Annotated in this window: 14 protein-coding genes; 10 read left to right on the plus strand and 4 right to left on the minus strand. The window is 48.2% G+C overall.

The genetic code is table 11. The features are described from left to right. The first annotated feature begins 1 nt into the window (after window position 1). The 7 genes from A8709_RS21775 to A8709_RS21805 all read left to right on the plus strand — a co-directional run bounded on the left by A8709_RS21775 (window position 2) and on the right by A8709_RS21805 (window position 9,934). Complete coding sequence (locus A8709_RS21775) at window positions 2–748, plus strand: ABC transporter permease (protein ID WP_244163286.1); 747 nt, start codon at window positions 2–4, stop codon at window positions 746–748. Then, window positions 745–1,554 (plus strand): ABC transporter permease, encoded by an 810-nt coding sequence (locus tag A8709_RS21780; RefSeq protein WP_065855066.1) that lies wholly within the window; start codon window positions 745–747, stop codon window positions 1,552–1,554. Before A8709_RS21775 ends, A8709_RS21780 begins: the two co-directional genes overlap by 4 nt. Before the next feature lie 36 nt (window positions 1,555–1,590). Then, window positions 1,591–2,934, plus strand: a complete 1,344-nt coding sequence (locus A8709_RS21785) for an LLM class flavin-dependent oxidoreductase (RefSeq protein WP_065855157.1) — start codon at window positions 1,591–1,593, stop codon at window positions 2,932–2,934. A 504-nt stretch (window positions 2,935–3,438) separates the two neighbouring features. After that, window positions 3,439–5,904 carry a discoidin domain-containing protein gene (locus tag A8709_RS21790; protein ID WP_065855068.1) on the plus strand — a complete coding sequence of 822 codons (2,466 nt, stop codon included), beginning with the start codon at window positions 3,439–3,441 and terminating at the stop codon, window positions 5,902–5,904. A 98-nt stretch (window positions 5,905–6,002) separates the two neighbouring features. Beyond that, window positions 6,003–7,232 carry a family 16 glycosylhydrolase gene (locus tag A8709_RS35230; RefSeq protein ID WP_065855070.1) on the plus strand — a complete coding sequence of 410 codons (1,230 nt, stop codon included), beginning with the start codon at window positions 6,003–6,005 and terminating at the stop codon, window positions 7,230–7,232. Window positions 7,233–7,453: 221 nt separating this feature from the next. Then, window positions 7,454–8,578, plus strand: a complete 1,125-nt coding sequence (locus tag A8709_RS21800) for a PepSY-associated TM helix domain-containing protein (protein WP_065855072.1) — start codon at window positions 7,454–7,456, stop codon at window positions 8,576–8,578. A 273-nt stretch (window positions 8,579–8,851) separates the two neighbouring features. Next, window positions 8,852–9,934, plus strand: a complete 1,083-nt coding sequence (locus A8709_RS21805; protein ID WP_065855073.1) for a Gfo/Idh/MocA family protein — start codon at window positions 8,852–8,854, stop codon at window positions 9,932–9,934. 232 nt (window positions 9,935–10,166) lie between these two features. Here the strand turns inward: A8709_RS21805 and A8709_RS21810 are convergent, their stop codons facing one another. Next, on the minus strand, window positions 10,167–11,141 hold the full coding sequence (locus A8709_RS21810) for an aldo/keto reductase family protein (protein ID WP_065855158.1): 975 nt from the start codon (window positions 11,139–11,141) through the stop codon (window positions 10,167–10,169). A 182-nt stretch (window positions 11,142–11,323) separates the two neighbouring features. On the opposite strand from A8709_RS21810, the gene A8709_RS21815 reads away from it, so the two are divergent. Then, window positions 11,324–12,205 (plus strand): TolB family protein, encoded by an 882-nt coding sequence (locus A8709_RS21815; protein ID WP_065855160.1) that lies wholly within the window; start codon window positions 11,324–11,326, stop codon window positions 12,203–12,205. A gap of 40 nt (window positions 12,206–12,245) precedes the next feature. On the opposite strand, the gene A8709_RS21820 is transcribed toward A8709_RS21815, so the two are convergent. Beyond that, the gene (locus tag A8709_RS21820) at window positions 12,246–13,016 is read right to left on the minus strand and encodes an AraC family transcriptional regulator (protein ID WP_065855075.1); all 771 of its coding nucleotides are present in this window, start codon (window positions 13,014–13,016) and stop codon (window positions 12,246–12,248) included. A gap of 140 nt (window positions 13,017–13,156) precedes the next feature. On the opposite strand from A8709_RS21820, the gene A8709_RS21825 reads away from it, so the two are divergent. Together A8709_RS21825 and A8709_RS21830 are read left to right on the plus strand one after the other, a co-directional pair. Then, window positions 13,157–13,924 carry a phytanoyl-CoA dioxygenase family protein gene (locus A8709_RS21825; RefSeq protein ID WP_065855077.1) on the plus strand — a complete coding sequence of 256 codons (768 nt, stop codon included), beginning with the start codon at window positions 13,157–13,159 and terminating at the stop codon, window positions 13,922–13,924. Window positions 13,925–14,415: 491 nt separating this feature from the next. After that, on the plus strand, window positions 14,416–15,111 hold the full coding sequence (locus A8709_RS21830; RefSeq protein WP_341833433.1) for a hypothetical protein: 696 nt from the start codon (window positions 14,416–14,418) through the stop codon (window positions 15,109–15,111). Window positions 15,112–15,539: 428 nt separating this feature from the next. On the opposite strand, the gene A8709_RS21835 is transcribed toward A8709_RS21830, so the two are convergent. Both A8709_RS21835 and A8709_RS21840 read right to left on the minus strand, forming a co-directional pair. Beyond that, window positions 15,540–16,151: an SGNH/GDSL hydrolase family protein gene (locus tag A8709_RS21835; protein WP_065855080.1), complete on the minus strand. Its 612-nt coding sequence runs from the start codon at window positions 16,149–16,151 to the stop codon at window positions 15,540–15,542. 20 nt (window positions 16,152–16,171) lie between these two features. Continuing rightward, complete coding sequence (locus A8709_RS21840) at window positions 16,172–17,584, minus strand: FAD-dependent oxidoreductase (RefSeq protein ID WP_065855082.1); 1,413 nt, start codon at window positions 17,582–17,584, stop codon at window positions 16,172–16,174. Between the last annotated feature and the right edge of the window lie 164 nt (window positions 17,585–17,748).

Here is a 17,748-nt window from a genome sequence, read left to right on the forward strand (position 1 = left end):
CATGCTCCTGCCAGTCGTTCTTCTCATCCTATGGTCAACAGGGAGTGCGCTCGGGCTGCTTAATCCCATCTTACTTCCCTCGCCTTTGGCGATTGTGAAGGAATTTATTAGTATGACCGCTTCAGGCGAGTTATTACGAAATTTGCAAATTTCCGCATGGCGGGCTTTCATTGGCTTTCTTATCGGAGGCGGGCTGGGCTTTCTAATGGGGCTATGGGTTGGATTTTCCTATCGAACGGAGCGTCTGCTCGACCCTTCTATACAAATGCTGCGCACACTGCCTCATCTAGCGCTGGCACCGCTGTTCGTTCTTTGGTTCGGATTTGGGGAAACGTCCGAAATATTACTCATCGCCAAAGGCGCCTTTTTCCCGCTATATGTAAATACGTTTCTAGGTCTTCGATCTGTCGAAGTGAAGTTGTTCGAAGTGGCACGTGTGCTGCAATTTAGCAAATGGCAAATGATTAAGAAGCTGATTGTTCCCTCAGCGCTGCCTCATATTTTTCTAGGAATCCGATTATCGCTGGGTATTGCTTGGTTAGGACTCGTTGTAGCGGAAATGATGGGATCCAGCTCAGGCGTGGGTTACATGATCAATGATGCTCGGTTTATGTCGATTACGACTGTCGTTTTTGTGGGGATTATCGTCTTCGCAGCTGTCGGCAAATTAACGGATTCTGTGGTGAAATGGTTGGAAAACCGATTGCTTAGATGGCGTGGAACGTTTGAAGGGGAGGGTGGAAAATGAGTCAATTACCAGTCGGTACTCGTCAGTCACTCCGCGCCTCGGGCAATCGGATTCCATCCTACTTGCATGGTTGGATCGTCCCCATCATCGTGATGATAGTCTGGCAGGCAGCGGGCACGTATGGCATTGTGCCTACGAGTCTCTTGCCGACGCCGCTTGCCATATTGAAACAGTTTGTAGATTTGGCCGCAAGCGGTAAACTGTGGCACAACCTAGAGATTAGCTTATATCGGGCAGCGCTAGGCTTTCTTTTAGGGGGAAGCATCGGGTTACTGCTTGGACTTTCCGCAGGGTTAGGGAAGCTCGTAGAGCGGATTATGGATCCCTCGCTTCAAATGCTAAGAACGGTCCCGCTGCTGGCGCTGATCCCGTTATTTATTTTATGGTTCGGTATCGGGGAGTTTTCCAAAGTGTTAATGATCGCGCTAGGCGCTTTTTTCCCGATCTACATCAATGCTTTTCAAGGTGTAAGAAGTGTCGATGTAAAGCTATATGAAGTTTCTCGCATTCTGCAATATTCCAGATATCAGCAAGTTACGAAGCTTATTTTACCAGCCGCTTTACCGCATATCTTGCTTGGTTTACGGCTGTCATTAGGCATCTCATGGCTTGTACTCGTTGTAGCGGAGTTAATGGGAACAAGCGCGGGAATTGGCTATATGATCCAGGATGCACGGACGTATTCCAAGACAGACGTCGTGTTTGTAGGCATAGTGATCTTTGCACTTGTGGGTAAGCTGTCCGATTCCTCTGTACGCTTGCTCGAACGCAAATGGCTCACGTGGCGCGATACCTTCAAAGGATAAGCCTAATATATGCAAACGAGAAAGAAGGAAGATACGATGAAAAAAAGAGATGAACAGCTACACTTAGGAGCATTCATTTATTATACAGGACATCACAGCGCAGGCTGGCGCCATCCGGATTCCGGAGTGGAGCAAATGTTCGATATTCAGCTGTACAAAAAGCTAGCGCAAACAGCGGAACGCGGTAAATTTGATATGATGTTCTTCGCTGATTTATTGTACGTGTACGGCGTTGATCAAGCTGCCTCTGGGATGCTGGAGCCGTTGACCCTGCTCTCAGCATTATCTCAAGTGACAGAGCGAATCGGGCTTACCGCAACGGTGTCAACAACCTATAGCGAACCCTACAATGTGGCGCGGAAATTCGCTTCTTTAGATTTTATTAGCGGGGGCAGAGCGGGATGGAATATTGTGACTTCCCAGCAAGATATTGAAGCAAATAATTACGGGAAAGATAAACATCCCGAGCATGGCCTTCGCTACGAAATGGCGCGAGAATTCGTCGACGTAGTCACCCAATTATGGGATAGCTGGGAAGATGATGCACTCGTTTTGGATCGAGAAAAAGGTCAATTCGCGGACCCTGCCAAAGTCACAGCCATCGATTACAAGGGGAAATGGTACTCCTCCAAGGGTCCTCTCAATGTTCCGCGTCCACCTCAAGGATATCCCGTTTTGATCCAAGCCGGATCATCGGGACCAGGACAAGACTTTGCGGCCAGCATTGGTGAAGTTGTATTTACCGCTCAGCAGTCTCTTGCTGCGGCTCAGACCTTCTACAGTGAGGTTCATGCGAAGCTTGCGAAATATGGGAGAACTGATCAGGAGCTCCGCATTATGCCAGGCCTTTCGCCGATTCTCGGTGACACGGTGGAAGAAGCCCAGCGCAAATATCAAGAGCTGCAAGCTCTGATTCCGCCTGATGCGGCAGTTCGATTACTATCGGGCATGTTGAGCTTTGACCTTTCGAGTTATCCTGTTGATGAGGAGCTGCCAGACATTCCGGATCCCGTCGAGGCATCCAATGGGATGAAGAGCCGTATTCAACTGATCATGGATATGGCGAGGAAAGAGAAGCTTTCTATTCTTGAGCTGGGCCGCCGTATTCTCGGTGCGAGAGGGCATATGCAGTTCGTTGGTACGCCAGAGCAATTGGTCGATCTGATGGAGAATTGGTTCCATTCTTACGGCTGCGATGGCTTCAATATTATGCCGCCTGTCCTGCCGGACGATTTAACGGATTTCGTCGACAAGGTCATACCTATTTTGCAACAAAGAGGATTGTTTAGAGACGAGTACACGGGGACGACATTACGGGAACATTTGGGATTAGCCAGACCGCAAGTTGGGCACTTTAGGCAAGCTGCAGTGACGAGTTAATTGCAAACAGAATGTTGTAATAGAGTCTAACGACATGAAAGTATCAACAACGAAACCTTGTTAAATCAAGGTTTTTTTATGTTGTCGGATATTCTGCCGAAACTCATAGTAAACCATGTAAATAAGACTTGGATAACGTATTTTGTATTTTGCATGAATTGGTTAAAAAAAGGTTAATATTGGTCAATTTATTTCCTTATATTGGATGTTGTTTTTCATTATACTTCACAGTGAGGACGCTTGGAAACGTATCTTATTACAGAAAAGAGCCTTTGCTATCCAACGTCTCTTATGAATGTAGATGAAAGATGATATATCTTTATGGTAACGCTTTCACGAAATCTACATGGACAGCATTTCGATTTTGTTGTTTGTTGTGAAAGGAGGTGGTTATATTTTGGAAACTATCCAAAATCAAATTTAGGAATCTTTTTCAGAAAGAGATTTACAAAGGAGAGAGTAAACGAACTGTAACTTGATTCAATAGAGGAGGAATACGAAGTTATGATCAAAAAAGTTCTTTCGGTTGTCTCTGTTATGGCCATGGCTACGAGTTTATTGACCGCTTTTTCCGGTGCCGCCGGAGCAGCATCCATCAGTGACGCGAATTCTACGATATTCGGTCCTAACGTTTACGTCTTCGATCCAACGATGCCTGCGGCCGACATTGAGAATGTGGCAACCAACATTTTCAACACACAGGAAACTAATCAATTTGGTACCCAGCGATATGCGATGCTCTTCAAACCGGGAACCTACAATGTAAATATTCGGGAAGGTTTTTATACACACATTGGAGGTTTGGGGCAGAATCCCGGAGACGTGAATATTACCGGCGGACTCAACGTAGATGCAAAATGGGCAAACGGCAACGCGACACAGAACTTCTGGCGCTCCATCGAGAATTTGAAGGTTACGCCGTCGAGCGGCAAGATGCGATGGGCCGTTTCGCAGGCGGCACCTATGAGGCGCTTGCAAGTTCAAGGCAATCTTGAACTGTTTGATTTTGATTCGAACTTTAATGCCGGTTGGGCTAGCGGCGGCTACATGGCAGATTCCATCGTAAGCAACAAAATAACTCCTGCCTCGCAGCAGCAATGGTTTAACCGGAATAACCAGTATGCATCATGGGGAGGCTCTGTTTGGAACACCGTAATGGTTGGAGACACCACGCCACCAGCGGCTACTTTCCCAGATCCTCCTTATACAATCGTCGATAGTGCTCCTGTCATTCGTGAGAAACCCTATCTTTATATCAACAGCTCCGGGCAGTACAGTGTTTTTGTCCCGTCGCTTCGGACGAACGCCAAAGGGGTAAGCTGGGCAAGTGGATCGACACCGGGCACATCCATCTCCATCGACCAATTTTATATCGCCCGTCCTGAAACTGCCACAGCGGCTAGCATCAATTCAGCACTCAGCCAAGGTATGCATCTTCTGTTTGCGCCAGGTATTTTCCACTTAAATGATACTATTCGTATCACAAATGCCAACACCGTAGTATTGGGCATCGGCATGCCGACACTAATTCCCGATAATGGGAAAATTGCGATGTCTGTTTCAGATGTGGACGGCGTGAATATCTCGGGAATATTGTTCGATGCCGGCCCGTCCAACTCGCCTTCGTTGCTGGAAGTCGGACCCACCGGCAGCTCACTGAATCACGCCTCCAACCCGACCTCGCTGCAGGATCTTTTCTTCCGGGTGGGTGGTGCCGGAGCAGGTCTGGCAGACACCGACCTGAAGATCAACAGCAACAACGTCATCGGCGATCATTTCTGGATTTGGCGTGCCGACCACGGCACAGGAACCGGTTGGACCGTTAACGTGTCTAATTACGGACTCGTAGTCAACGGAAATAATGTCACCATCTACGGCCTGTTCGTCGAACATCACAACATGTATCAGACACTGTGGAACGGCAACGGCGGAAGGACCTATTTCTATCAGTCTGAAATCCCTTACGACGTGCCTAACCAGTCTTCATGGATGAGCAAGAATGGGACAGAAAACGGCTATCCTTCCTATAAGGTGGCAGATACGGTAACCACGCATGAAGCCTGGGGGCTTGGCGTATATTCCTTCTTCAGGGACGCGGCCGTCAAGCTTAACAGTGCGATCGAAGTACCTAACGTGACAGGTGTCAAAGTTCACCATATGACGGACATCTGGCTATCTGGAACGGCAGGCAGTGAAATCACTCACATCATTAACGACACGGGCGGACGCGTGTACGCCAATTCACCAAGTACCGCCATGAGACAGACTGTTGCCGAATTCCAGGGCACTGGCACGGGCGATACCCAGCCGCCGAGCGTTCCGGCTAACCTGACGGCGACGGCCGTTTCAAGCAGTCAGATCAATCTCAGTTGGACTGCCTCGACGGACAACGTGGGCGTAAGTGGATATGATATTTACCGGAACGGTACGCTGGCAGGCAGTTCCACATCGAATTCGTACAGCGATACAGGGCTGACGGCTTCGACGACCTACAGTTACACTGTGAAAGCGAAGGATGCGGCTGGCAACGTTTCCGCAGCCAGTAACACAGCCAGCACGATAACGCAGGCAGCAGGAGGAACGGTGCTCGATCGCACGGGTTGGTCGGCGTCTACCTCGCCTGTAAACAGTAGCCCTATCAACATGCTGGATGGTAACACGACCACCCGCTGGACGACCGGCACGGACATGGTGCCTGGTCAATATTTTATCGTCGACATGAAAGCGTCGAAAACTTTCAACAAGCTCACCATAGACTGCACGGGCAACAATAATGACTATGCTCGAGGATACCAGGTGTTTGTCTCTAACGACGGCACCAACTGGGGGAGCGCGATTGCGAGCGGCACGGGCACAGCTCCGCTAGTAACCGTCAACTTCCCGGCGAACACTGCCCGTTACATCAAAGTTGTGCAAACCGCTACGGCCACCAATTGGTGGTCCGTGAGAGAGTTTAACGTTTATAACTGATAAGTAGTTGCAAGTTTGGGGGAGTGATAACAACTTTTACTCCCCTCGTTCCTTTCGAATAGAAACGACAAACTTTATGAAAGCGAAGGTATTCAACTATGAAGAAACGTTTTTCGTTTGCACTCGTGCTGTTATTAGTCTTGAGCCTGCTTCCCGCGTATTCCGCTTTATCTGCTCCTAGTGACAATTGGCAGCTGGTCTGGTCTGACGAATTCAACGGAACGAACGGCTCGGCACCAGATTCCACCAAGTGGAGTCTCATCGACCAAGGCGGTGGATTCGGTAATAGCGAGCTTGAATACTACACTAGCCGTAGAGACAACTCGTACCAGGAAAATGGATCGCTAGTTATCGCTGCCAAAAAGGAGAGCTATAGTGGACAATCGTATACCTCTGCAAAATTAATTTCCAAGAGTAAAGGCGATTGGAAATATGGGCGTTTTGAGATTCGTGCCAAACTTCCTCAAGGAAGAGGCATGTGGCCGGCGATTTGGATGCTTTCGACGGATGCCGTTTACGGCGGCTGGCCGAAGAGTGGCGAGATCGATATTATGGAAAACCGCGGAGACCAGATGGACAAAGTTTCCGGTACTATCCACTATGGAAACGATTGGCCCAATAATACGTATTCCGGAGGAAGTTACTCGTTGCCCAGCGGCCAATCTTTTGCGGATGCGTATCACACTTTTGCACTTGAGTGGGAGGAAGGTGCGATCCGATGGTATGTAGACGATGTGCTCTTTTCAACGAAAACGAATTGGTTTACGCCTTCCGCGCCCTATCCGGCACCGTTCGATCAAAACTTCTATTTGATGCTCAATCTCGCAATTGGCGGACCTAACACCCCGTTTACAGGCAAAACAAGCCCGGATGACTCTGCTTTACCACAAAAATTTTATATTGATTACGTACGTGCGTATACAAAAGCCGCTAGCGGTACGGCACTGGACCGCACCAGTTGGACAGCTACTACCTCGCCTTTGAACAGTACCCCTGCCAACATGCTGGATGGCAATATGAGTTCTCGTTGGACAACAGGTACAGACATGGTACCCGGTCAATATTTTATTGTCGACATGAACGCATCGAAAACCTTTAATAAACTCACCATAGACAGCACTGGCAACAATAATGACTATGCTCGGGGTTACCAGGTGTTTATCTCCAACGACGGTACCAACTGGGGAAGCGCGATTGCGAGTGGCACGGGCACAGCTCCGCTAATTACTGTTAACTTCGCGTCAAAGACTGCCAGATACATCAAAGTTGTGCAAACCGGTACGGGTACTAATTGGTGGTCCGTAAGAGAGTTTAATGTCTATAATTAAAAAAATCTTTTAGATGAATCTTTGCATATATTGATAATAAGTATAGATTCATGTTGCTAGAATACCTAAGACTGCCTACGGTTTTCAAGACCAGAGGCAGTCTTTTTGTGATTTTAAAATAAGTGTTGACAATGAATATGATAATCATTATCATTTAAAACTGTAGCAATAATTGACAGAAGCTAAACTAGATAAAACGATTAGGTTGGGGGAACCATAGCATGCGCAAAATTGTATTAACGATTCACTTGACGCTGAGTTTAATTTTTGGCTTGTTCTTTGTAGCCACTTGTACTTCAGGCAGTCTTCTAATGATCGAGTCTGATGTCGAGGGATGGTTGCATCCGGTAGACCATAAGGTAACACCGGGTGAGATCAATATGGCTGTGATCAAGCAGCACACGGACACTTCTTACCCAGACTACAAGATTGATTCGGTTGAATACCCTCAGAAAGACAAGATGTACCATGTTCATTTGTCCAAAACAACAGGTAAAGGTACGCAAACGGTATTCGCAGATCCGGGAACAGGAGAGGTTTTCGGGAAGGTGCAGGAAGCGCGGTTAGAGCCGTTCGCGACGATTTATCAGTTGCATCGTTACTTTTTGTTGTTGCCTTTGATTGGTAAAACAGGTGCAGCTACCGTTGTCGGCATCATTGGTGTAGGGATGATGTTGGTCCTTGTTACAGGTGCTTACTTATGGTGGCCAGGTCTACGCAAGTGGGTATTAGGATTCAAATACGTACGCAATCGTGGAAAATTAATGCAAAACATGAGTTTACATAAGCTAGTCGGTATTATTTCTTTGCCTATCCTGTTTTTTGCAGCTTTCACGGGCGTTATCAATGCGTTCGAGAAACAGATCCCAGGTTGGATTGGCTTCCAAACGAAAGAGACAATTCCAGCGACAGCTCTGCAATCCAAGACTAAGGATGGCAAAACATTGCCATTGGAGAATGTCATTGATGTCGTCAAAGGTAAGTATCCAGACAGCAAAATTATTAAAATTACATTGCCAACGAAGCCTGGTCAATCCTATCAAGTTGGTGTGCAGGATGGCTTTGCAGCCAATACGGCAGGTAGTAACAGCACAATCTATGTAGATTCTTTTGCAGGTGACGTTCTGTACAAAACGAATCCGACTAAAGCAATTAACTTGTATAATAGCTGGCGCAAAGGCCTTCATTTCGCGACATGGGGCGGCGAGACAACGAAGCTGCTTGCTTTCGTGTTCGGGATGATGCCGCTTGTGCTGATGGTTACAGGTCTTGCCATTTGGCGGATTAAAGCGAAGGCACGCAAACGGAGCAGGAAGCCAGCCACAGCTGGAGCTGTCATAGCTTAATAGAATTGAGAGGCTGCCTTTCTGTAGATTTGTTTACGGGACGGCGGCCTTTTGTAATAGCAATGAAGCCGTCTTACGAGGTCGATGACCTCAGGGGCGGCTTCTTCGTTTCAATCCGTTCGACGTTGGTAACCGTCTCGTTGTCGTAAATTCACACGCCCAGTGACATCAATTTGAACTAAACTTCGTCATGTCGATATGCTATCGTCAAACTATGTCGCGATTAATAAAAAGTTTCACATCATCCACATACATAGGAAGAAGGATTAGACGATGAGCAAAAAACTGCGTATTGGAATTATCGGAACCGGAGGCATTGCCAAGGCACACGTAAATGCCTACAAGAAACTGCCATATGTTGAGATTGTAGGCGTAGCAGATGTCATTGCAGGCAAGGCCTTGGCGTTTGCACAAGCGGAAGGCTTGACAGAAGCTGCACCATTTAACAGTCATACCGAGCTACTGCGTATGGATTTGGATGGAGTCAGCATCTGCACGCCAAATGTATCGCATCATATCACGACTGTTGATGCTTTGCGTGCAGGTAAAAACGTCCTGCTTGAAAAACCGATGTCCGTCACCCTTCAAGAAGGATTAGACATGACTCGGACAGCGAAGGAAAGCGGAAAAATGCTGACGCTCGGCTTCCAACCACGGTACGATCCCAACATGAAACTGTTGCAAACAATCGTGCAATCCGGACGCCTCGGTAACGTGTACTACGTTGAGACGGGCGGTGGACGCAGACGTGGTATGCCAGGAGGTACTTTCATTAATAAAAAACTTGCAGGAGCAGGGGCGATGGCCGATATTGGGTGTTACTCGCTGGATATGGCATTAAATACGCTAGGATATCCTCGTCCGCTTACGGTGTCTGCGTATACAACGAACCATTTCGGTACGAATTCCTTGTATCATCCAGAAGCGAGCAAGTTCGAAGTCGAAGATTTCGGCGTGGCGATGGTTCGCTTCGAGAACGATCTCGTGCTGCAGTTCAAAATATCTTGGGCCATGCATATGGATACACTTGGGCCAACCATGTTTCTTGGCACGGATGCGGGACTCAAAGTGTTGCCAGCGGGTACTGGGCCATGGTCGGGCGTGTGGGATGGATCTGTCGGTTCCATAACGTTATTCCATGATGAATTTGGTGGGCATACCTCTACGCCAATTCCGCTTGTCGAGCATCAATTGAATCTATTCGATTGCAAAGTGCATGATTTTGCTGAAGCGGTTCGGGACGCTAAACCGGCACCCATTCCAGGTGATCAAATTCTGATCCAGCAAGCGATTATTGACGGGGTACTGCGGTCAGCGGATTCGCGTCGAGAGGTATCGGTGGAACTTCCCGAATAGTAAACCGGGTTGATCGGTGCCCCTTTATACCTTTCTAATTCGGCAGTTTAAGGGTAATCGGTAATCCATATCCAAGAAATCCAAAAAAATCGCCTGTTCTTAACTCCGTCAAATAGACAGGGTTCTGACTCAGCGAGTCCAGCGTCAGAAAAGAAAAGGACAGAGCGCAGTGGCTCCGTCCGACATGGTTGATTTCACGCTATATGATGCTAAAAAGGTGAGATGCCCGTGACTAGCGTGCTGGTGAGAAATCCGCGACGTTCTTTAAAATCGCTTCAATCTGCTCCAGGGTTGCCGCTCCGAGCTGGACATTCACAGCCTTCACGTTCTCTTCGATCTGCTCAGGTTTAGTAGCACCAATCAGAGCCGAGCTTACCCCTGGCTGGCGAAGTACCCAAGCAATGGCAAGCTGAGCTAGCGAAATGTCCAGTCCCAGTGCAAGCTGCTCCAGCTCATGAACGGTTTGTAGGACGTTGTCATTAAAGTAGCTATTGATGACACCATTCACAGAGCTGTTGGCTGCGCGGCTATCGGATGGAAGCGGCTGTCCCAGCTTGTATTTACCCGTTAGGATGCCTTGCGCAAGCGGGGAGAAAACGACCTGTCCCAGTCCTTTTTGCTCGGATACGGGAAGTACTTCACGCTCGATATAGCGCTCGAACATGTTATAGATCGGCTGATTGGAGATCAAAGGCCGCAAACGTAGACGATCAGCAATGCTAGCTGCCTCCGTAATTTGCGAGCCGTTCCATTCGCTGACGGCAGGGTAAATGATTTTGCCTTGCGAGACTAAGTCGTCTAAGGCGCGAAGCGTTTCCTCGAGCGGCGTGTGGATGTCATAGCGATGACAGAAATAGATGTCGATGTAGTCAACGCCAAGTCGTTTCAAGCTAGCATCACATTGTTCCATAATGTGTTTACGTGATAATCCCCGATCGTTCGGGCCTTCGCCCATCGGGAAGTAGACCTTCGTCGAGAGCACATAGCTCGAGCGATCATAACCTTGAAGAGCGGCTCCCATCGCTTTCTCGCCTTCGCCTCGATTGTACGCATTCGCGGTGTCGAAGAAATTAATACCGCTTTCAAAAGCTTTCGCGATGCAGGCATCTGCGGCTTTTTGCTCCGCAGCCGTTCCGTAGGTAAGCCAGCTGCCTAAGGCGATTTCACTTACTTTTAACCCGCTGCGTCCCATGTTTCTGTATTTCATCATCACTCAACCTTCCTCTGTTTGATCTAGTTAGTGTAAGTATAAGGGAGTCCAGAGGGAGCGACAAGAAGGCACTATTTATTCACTTAGTTACGTGGAGTTAAGTAGGGGAGCGGGTAGTTCGAGATTTGACAGTGCTTAAATCAAGTAGGTATGATGGGGCTAAAAGGACGGTGGATACCATGAATACCTTACAGGAAGCGCGCAAGCATGAAGATCGTCAAGTTATTAGCTATCTTGAAATCGTAGATGTGAATACGGGAGAGCGGCAGGTGTTGGCGGAGTTCGATGATCTGATCGAGGCGCCGAATTGGACGCGGGATGGCAATTGTCTTATTTATAATCGGCGGGGGCTGCTCTATGCCTTTGAGATAGCGACAGGCGAGAGTTCTGTCATTGATTCCGGGTATGCGAATTGGTGTAATAATGACCATGTGCTTTCGCCGGACAATACGCACGTCGCCGTTAGTCATCACACCGAGGAGGACGGACAGTCACGGATCTATGTTTTCCCGTTGTCTGGCGGCACGCCGACTTTGATTACGCCGATGGCACCTAGCTACCTTCATGGCTGGTCGCCAGATGGGAAGGAGTTGGCGTATTGTGCGGAGCGAAATGGCGTGTACAACATCTATACAATTCCTGCCCAGGGCGGTGTGGAGCGACAATTAACGGATGTTACTGGGCTTGACGATGGTCCGGAGTATTCGCCAGATGGCCAGTCTATATGGTTCAATTCGACGCGATCGGGTCTGATGCAAGTGTGGCGGATGAAAGCAGACGGCAGTGAGCAGACGCAAATGACAACGGACGAGAGTAACAATTGGTTTCCACACGTAGCCCCGGACGGTACTACGGTTGCTTTCATTGCTTACCGCAAGGGAGATGTGGAGCCGAATGATCATCCGCCGAATAAAGAGGTCGAAATCCGATTGATGGCCAGCACCGGAGGCCCTACGCGAAGCTTGGTCTCACTGTTTGGTGGTCAAGGGACGATCAACGTTAACTCGTGGTCTCCGGATAGTCGGCAATTGGCTTTTGTTAGCTACAAATTGAAGCAGTAAGGATGAGAGATGAGCCCGACTGTTGTCGCGGCTTGTTGAGTTAGAAACGGTAGGTCCTTCGATACGTCGAAGGGCTTATTTTTATTTTACTTTTGAACATACGACTCATGTAAAAAGCATTCTGATACCCGCACTGCTCGGCAATATCCTCGAGTGTCAGATCGGTGTCTACGAGCAGGTTGCGGACTTTTTGCAGTCGCAGCGTGGTGGCGTAGGCGATTGGGGAAAGCTTATACACCTGCTGAAACCTTCGTGTTAGCTGCGAAGCGCTTAAACCAAGCTCCTTGGCGAGGTCTTGCAAATGCAGTTGCGAACCGAAAGCATGCTGCTCAATATAGGCGAGGGCCCGCAGTGCAATCGGGTCGGATTTTTCTGGCTGATAGGGCGTATTATGATCGATTTCATGATGGATTTGAAAGAGAAGATCAGCAATTAAGTGGTTGGTGTAAGCTATGTTGCGGTCAGTCGGATCATCTGATAGTTGACGCAAATAAGTGAAGGTAGATATGAGTCGCTGGACATTTCTAATGATGATTTTGCCATGGGGATGTGCGACAGTTGAGTTAAATTCTATAAAGATGAAAGAGAGCGGATCGATTACTTTGCGTTTCAGTACCGTTCCCGGCGGACACAGGACAAGCTCACCAACGGCTACTTCTTCGTAGATCTGCTCTGCGCCTTCGCCCATGGTGTAAGCAAAACGGCCAGTTTGAGGTGCTAGCAGTACCCAATCCTGATAAATGTCATCTGCCAACGAGAAGCTGTCTCTAATCCCGCTGCAATAACATCGAATCATACGAATAGCTGACATGGTATCCAGTCTCCTTACTCGTTGTGTATGCAAAAAAGTATATAAATTATCATAATTCAGTGCATGTGCTTTGTAAATAACTAAGCGTATGATGAAGTCATGGAAGCAAATACAAGCAACATACAAAGGAGATTGCACGTATGAGTAAAATCAACATTCTTACCACAGAACAGATTCAAAGCTATAACGAGAAAGGGTATCTTGTATTGCGCAATGTGTTCAGTGAACAGGAGGCCATCGTTCTCCAAGCGGAATGCGATAAATTGCTCAGTCTAGATGCATACACAGCTCCGAATAATGTCCGGGCGGGGCATAAGGGATACGCGAATGGTGAGGTGAAAATCGAGCGCTTGGATCCGGTTCATGATATTTCAGCGGTTTTTGCTGATTTGGTGAAGGATGAGCGTATTTTGACACCGCTTCGTGATATTTATTTGGATGAGCCGCAGCTGTTCAAAGATAAGCTTATCTTCAAGCTGCCGGGTGCGAACGGCTACAGCATGCATCAGGATGCTGCGTGGTGGCAAGGTTTTCCGATCGAGGGACTCATCAGTGTGATGGTCGCGATTGACGGGGCCACGGAAGTGAACGGAGGCTTGGAGTTGTTTCCGGGGTACCATGAGAGACTACGCTCGGCACCAGGCGAGCTGCGGAACATGAACGCGGAGGAAATCGCACAGATCGATCCTGCTAGCGGCGAAATTGTAGAGACGAAACCGGGGGACGTGATCATTTTCCACTCGTTCACACCGCATCAAAGTGGAGCCAACACATCGGACAAAAGCCGTAAGCAGCTATTCCTGACCTACTCACCGGCCAAAGACGGCGACTTGTACAAGGCCCATTACCAGCATTACAAACGCTACGCTTTGAAGGGGAAAGATTTGGCGCAGTATTATTTCTTGTAGGATAAGTTGAGCACTCCTTACTTTAGTTCTCAGATGCGAGTAGCGGTAGTCGGACTTATGAAGTAACCAAGTGAGAGCAGTGGCTGCCATTCTTATGAAGTAACCAAATGCGAGTAGCAGCAGCCAGTCTCATGAAGTAATAACGGGAAAACATCCATTTATTTTCTCGGGAAAATGCGATTTCATTCAATTAACTGGAAAAGCTCCAGCTAATATCACCAAATTCACCGTATTTGGCCGTTTCGGCCAGAATTAGATGTACATTTTCCATTTAGTTTAATGAAACTGGCAAAAAGGCTTAAATTAGCTACATGAATTCCAGTTACTTGGTAAAAGTGGCATCCCCAATCTATCAGTGGTATCAGATATCGTTCGAGATATTTGATGAAGTAGCACTAGCCGATAACCAATTTTTCCCTTATAATGATATAAAAGTGACGAAGAACGTCCCGTTCCATTCTAATTGAGTGGATGCGGGGCGTTTTTTATTTGTGCTTCAAGAAAGGGATGAGGGAATGAATGTGGCTGATGCGTATAAGGTGTTGATCCAAACACATCTGGACAAAAGGAGAGGTGAACGGCGAGGCAGATTAGAGAGAGGCCATGGGCATGGGGAATCACTTTTTCTGAAGCAAATCTGGTGGAATCTAGTAGGGAATTTTGATGATCTTCATCCTGAGTTTGAGGTGCTTGATTGGCGCGGTCGATCTTACTTTGCGGATCTGGCTTGGCTACCCGGATATGTGAAGCTGCTAATCGAGATCAAAGGTTATGCCTCGCACATTCGTGATATGGATCGGCACAAGTTTTGCAATGAATTGAACCGTGAGACGTTTCTTCATGCCATGGGATATCAAGTGATTTCATTCGCATATGACGATATTGAGCAAAGGCCTGAGCAATGTATCGCTTTACTGCGCATGGTGCTAGCTCGATATCAAACCAGTCCAACGCCTACCCTACGAGCCCAATTAGCTGAAAAAGAAGTCCTTCGCCTCGCTGTTCAGCATGCAGCATCGATCCGGCCGAAGGATGTGGCGTTGCATTTTAATATCGATCACCGTACAGCGGTGTTGATGCTCAAAAAATTATGCAGCAAAGGCGTGCTGGCACCTTCTTACAGCGGAACAGGACAACGGATTGTCAAATATGAGCTAGTCAGAGGCGGGCTGCTAAATTTAGAATAGCTGGAAAACCTCCAGTTAATCTAGAAGGAAATTCCGATTTCATCTATCTAGATGGAAAATATGTAGTTAATTTTGGCGGAAACAAGGGAAAGTCGCATATTGGCTAATAATAGATGTACCTTTTCCATTTATTCTGAGAAATTCGCAGAAAAGCGCCAAAATAGCTGCATGAAATCCAGTTATTGCATGTCGGAACAGCTGCGAGGGGGACCAAGCTACTCAACAGACGAAACGCACGAACAGTGCAGCCCGAGTAAAGTTCCAACGAATTATCATTCGTTCAATAAAGCAAGCTACTCAACAGACGAAACGCACCACCAGAACGCACCGCACTCCCAATCAGTGATGCACGCAATCATCGAATCACATCACAAACAGCCGCCCTCCAGGTTACATAACCCAGAGCGCGGCTGTTGTTCATCACTCTTCTACAATCCCAACAAAAACGGCGCCGCCATATCGGCGATCCGCCGATGGCCGAGTTCATTCGGATGCAGCCCATCCGATGTGAAATGAGGCAGCGTCAGCATATTTAGCCCACTTTCTCCATACAGATTGAGCACAGGTAGCGCGTAAAGCTGGCCGATCTGCTGTATCGCGTTGACGTAATCGATAAGTCGATGACCAGCGCCATTAACATAGAAGATGTCATAGCCATCTTTGTCCCGCTGGAGCGGCGTCCATAGACTTAAGCGGCATGTCGGATTTTTCGCCAATATATCTTCAATCAATGTGGCATAAGCGCCATGGAACGTATATACATCCCGACTACCCAGTTCGCCGAGGGGCTTATCTAAGCGGAAATCATTCACACCTGCGAAGATGGTAACGCAGTCCAAAGACGTATCGATCCCCCGACCGACATGCGTTGTCGCACCATAGTCACGGTCGCCTCCAGCTGTCATCGGACAGCCGCTTTTGCCATAGTTGATTACGCTAGCGAACCCAAGCGCTTCCTGCACAAGCGGCTGATAGCCGCCCGCTTCGGTAATGCTGTCCCCGAGGGTTCCCCACGTTTTTCCTGCCCATCTGCTGCTCATGCTAGAAAATCCCCTTTTGATTAGTTCTCTTCATCGTAAGCAATAGTACCCACAGCTATTTCACGATCTGCATCCGCCACTCCAGGATGTTCGCCAAGATAAGCTCCTTGCGCAACCAGCTTGCGCTGAAGCTCAGGAATAGACACCTCACGGAAACCAACGCCCGCGATGCTGGCCATCGAGGCAGCAACACCTGCGGCTTCGCCCATTGCAAAGCAGTTCGGCATCACACGAAGCGAGCCCTGCACAGGTCGGTCAGAAGAGACGGAGCGCCCAGCGACGATCAGATTCGACTTCCCTTGCGGCAGCATGCAGCGATAAGGGACACCGTGTGATTTTCCTTTTGGCAGATGCTTGATCGTCATCGCGGATCCTGCATTGGCTAGATGGATATCAATAAAGTAGGAATTGCGCGCAATATCATCCTCAAATGTGCGCATCGTGAGGAAATCTTCAACGACAAGTGTATAGTCGCCTTGAATGCGACGTGTCTCGCGAATACCGATCTGATCACCGGAATGCACGAGGAAAATGTTTTCGAAGCCAGGTACATATTTTTTGAGAAAACGAATCTGGGTTTCGATCAACTGACGACCTTCGATGGCTGCGCGAGTTAGATCCTCTGCTTTCGTTCCATCAATATTGAAAATATGGCCAAAGTTAAAGCCAGCCACCGAGTTAGAAACCCAAGAGATACCGGAGATTCGCTTGCGGCCCTCTGGCAGTTCCCCGTTCTGCTGCGCTAATGTCACAAGACCTTCTAGCTGCGGCTGCTGACCGGTTTCAGCGATAAATTGGTCGAAGCGCTCCTTATCTGCACCTGTCACTACATAGCACATTGTGCCCGGTTGAAGATCGCCATTTTCGCCGCCAACTTGAAAAGGTACCCCAGCCAATGCAGCCAAATCTGCATCGCCCGATGCGTCAATATACAGCTTCGCTTGCACAACGGAGCGGCCCGATTTATTGCTAATAACCAATCCGCTGATGCGATCGCCATCCAATAACACGGAATCCGTAACCGTATGGAACAGGATCTGCGCGCCGCTAGCTAATACTTCAGCATCATAGACGCGTTTGAGTGTTTCTACATCGATCGGAACCCAGTCCAACTGTTCTTCGTAACGGTTTAGGAAATCATCTCCAGCGGCATGCTTCATTTTCTCCAGCAAATCGAGGCCGATGCCGCGGATGACTGGTTTTTCACCATCGCTGTAAGGGCAAAAGGCAGGAACAAGTGCTGCGGTCCCCATGCCGCCTAGATAGCCACGTTGCTCAATTAAAAGCGTGCTTGCACCGTTGCGTGCGGCAGCTATTGCGGCTGCAATCCCCGTGGCACCGCCCCCTACGACAACGATATCGGGTGTGTGGCTAATTGGAAGCTGCTGGGCAGGGATGGTAACGGTTACAGTGTTGTTAGTTGAGTTCGTCATTCGGATCTTCCTCCTAATAGGTACCCTTTGTAAGAGTCTCTGATCTTGCACGCTAGCACGTGCTGGCTGCTTATGTTTCCATTATAGATCGTAGGTTAGAACGAACTAGTTTAATTTTTGTTTCATCCAAAAAGTAAGCATGATATGATACCAAGAAAGCAAGA

The organism is Paenibacillus pectinilyticus, from assembly GCF_001700435.1.
GTDB classification, from domain to species: Bacteria; Bacillota; Bacilli; order Paenibacillales; family NBRC-103111; genus Paenibacillus_E; species Paenibacillus_E pectinilyticus.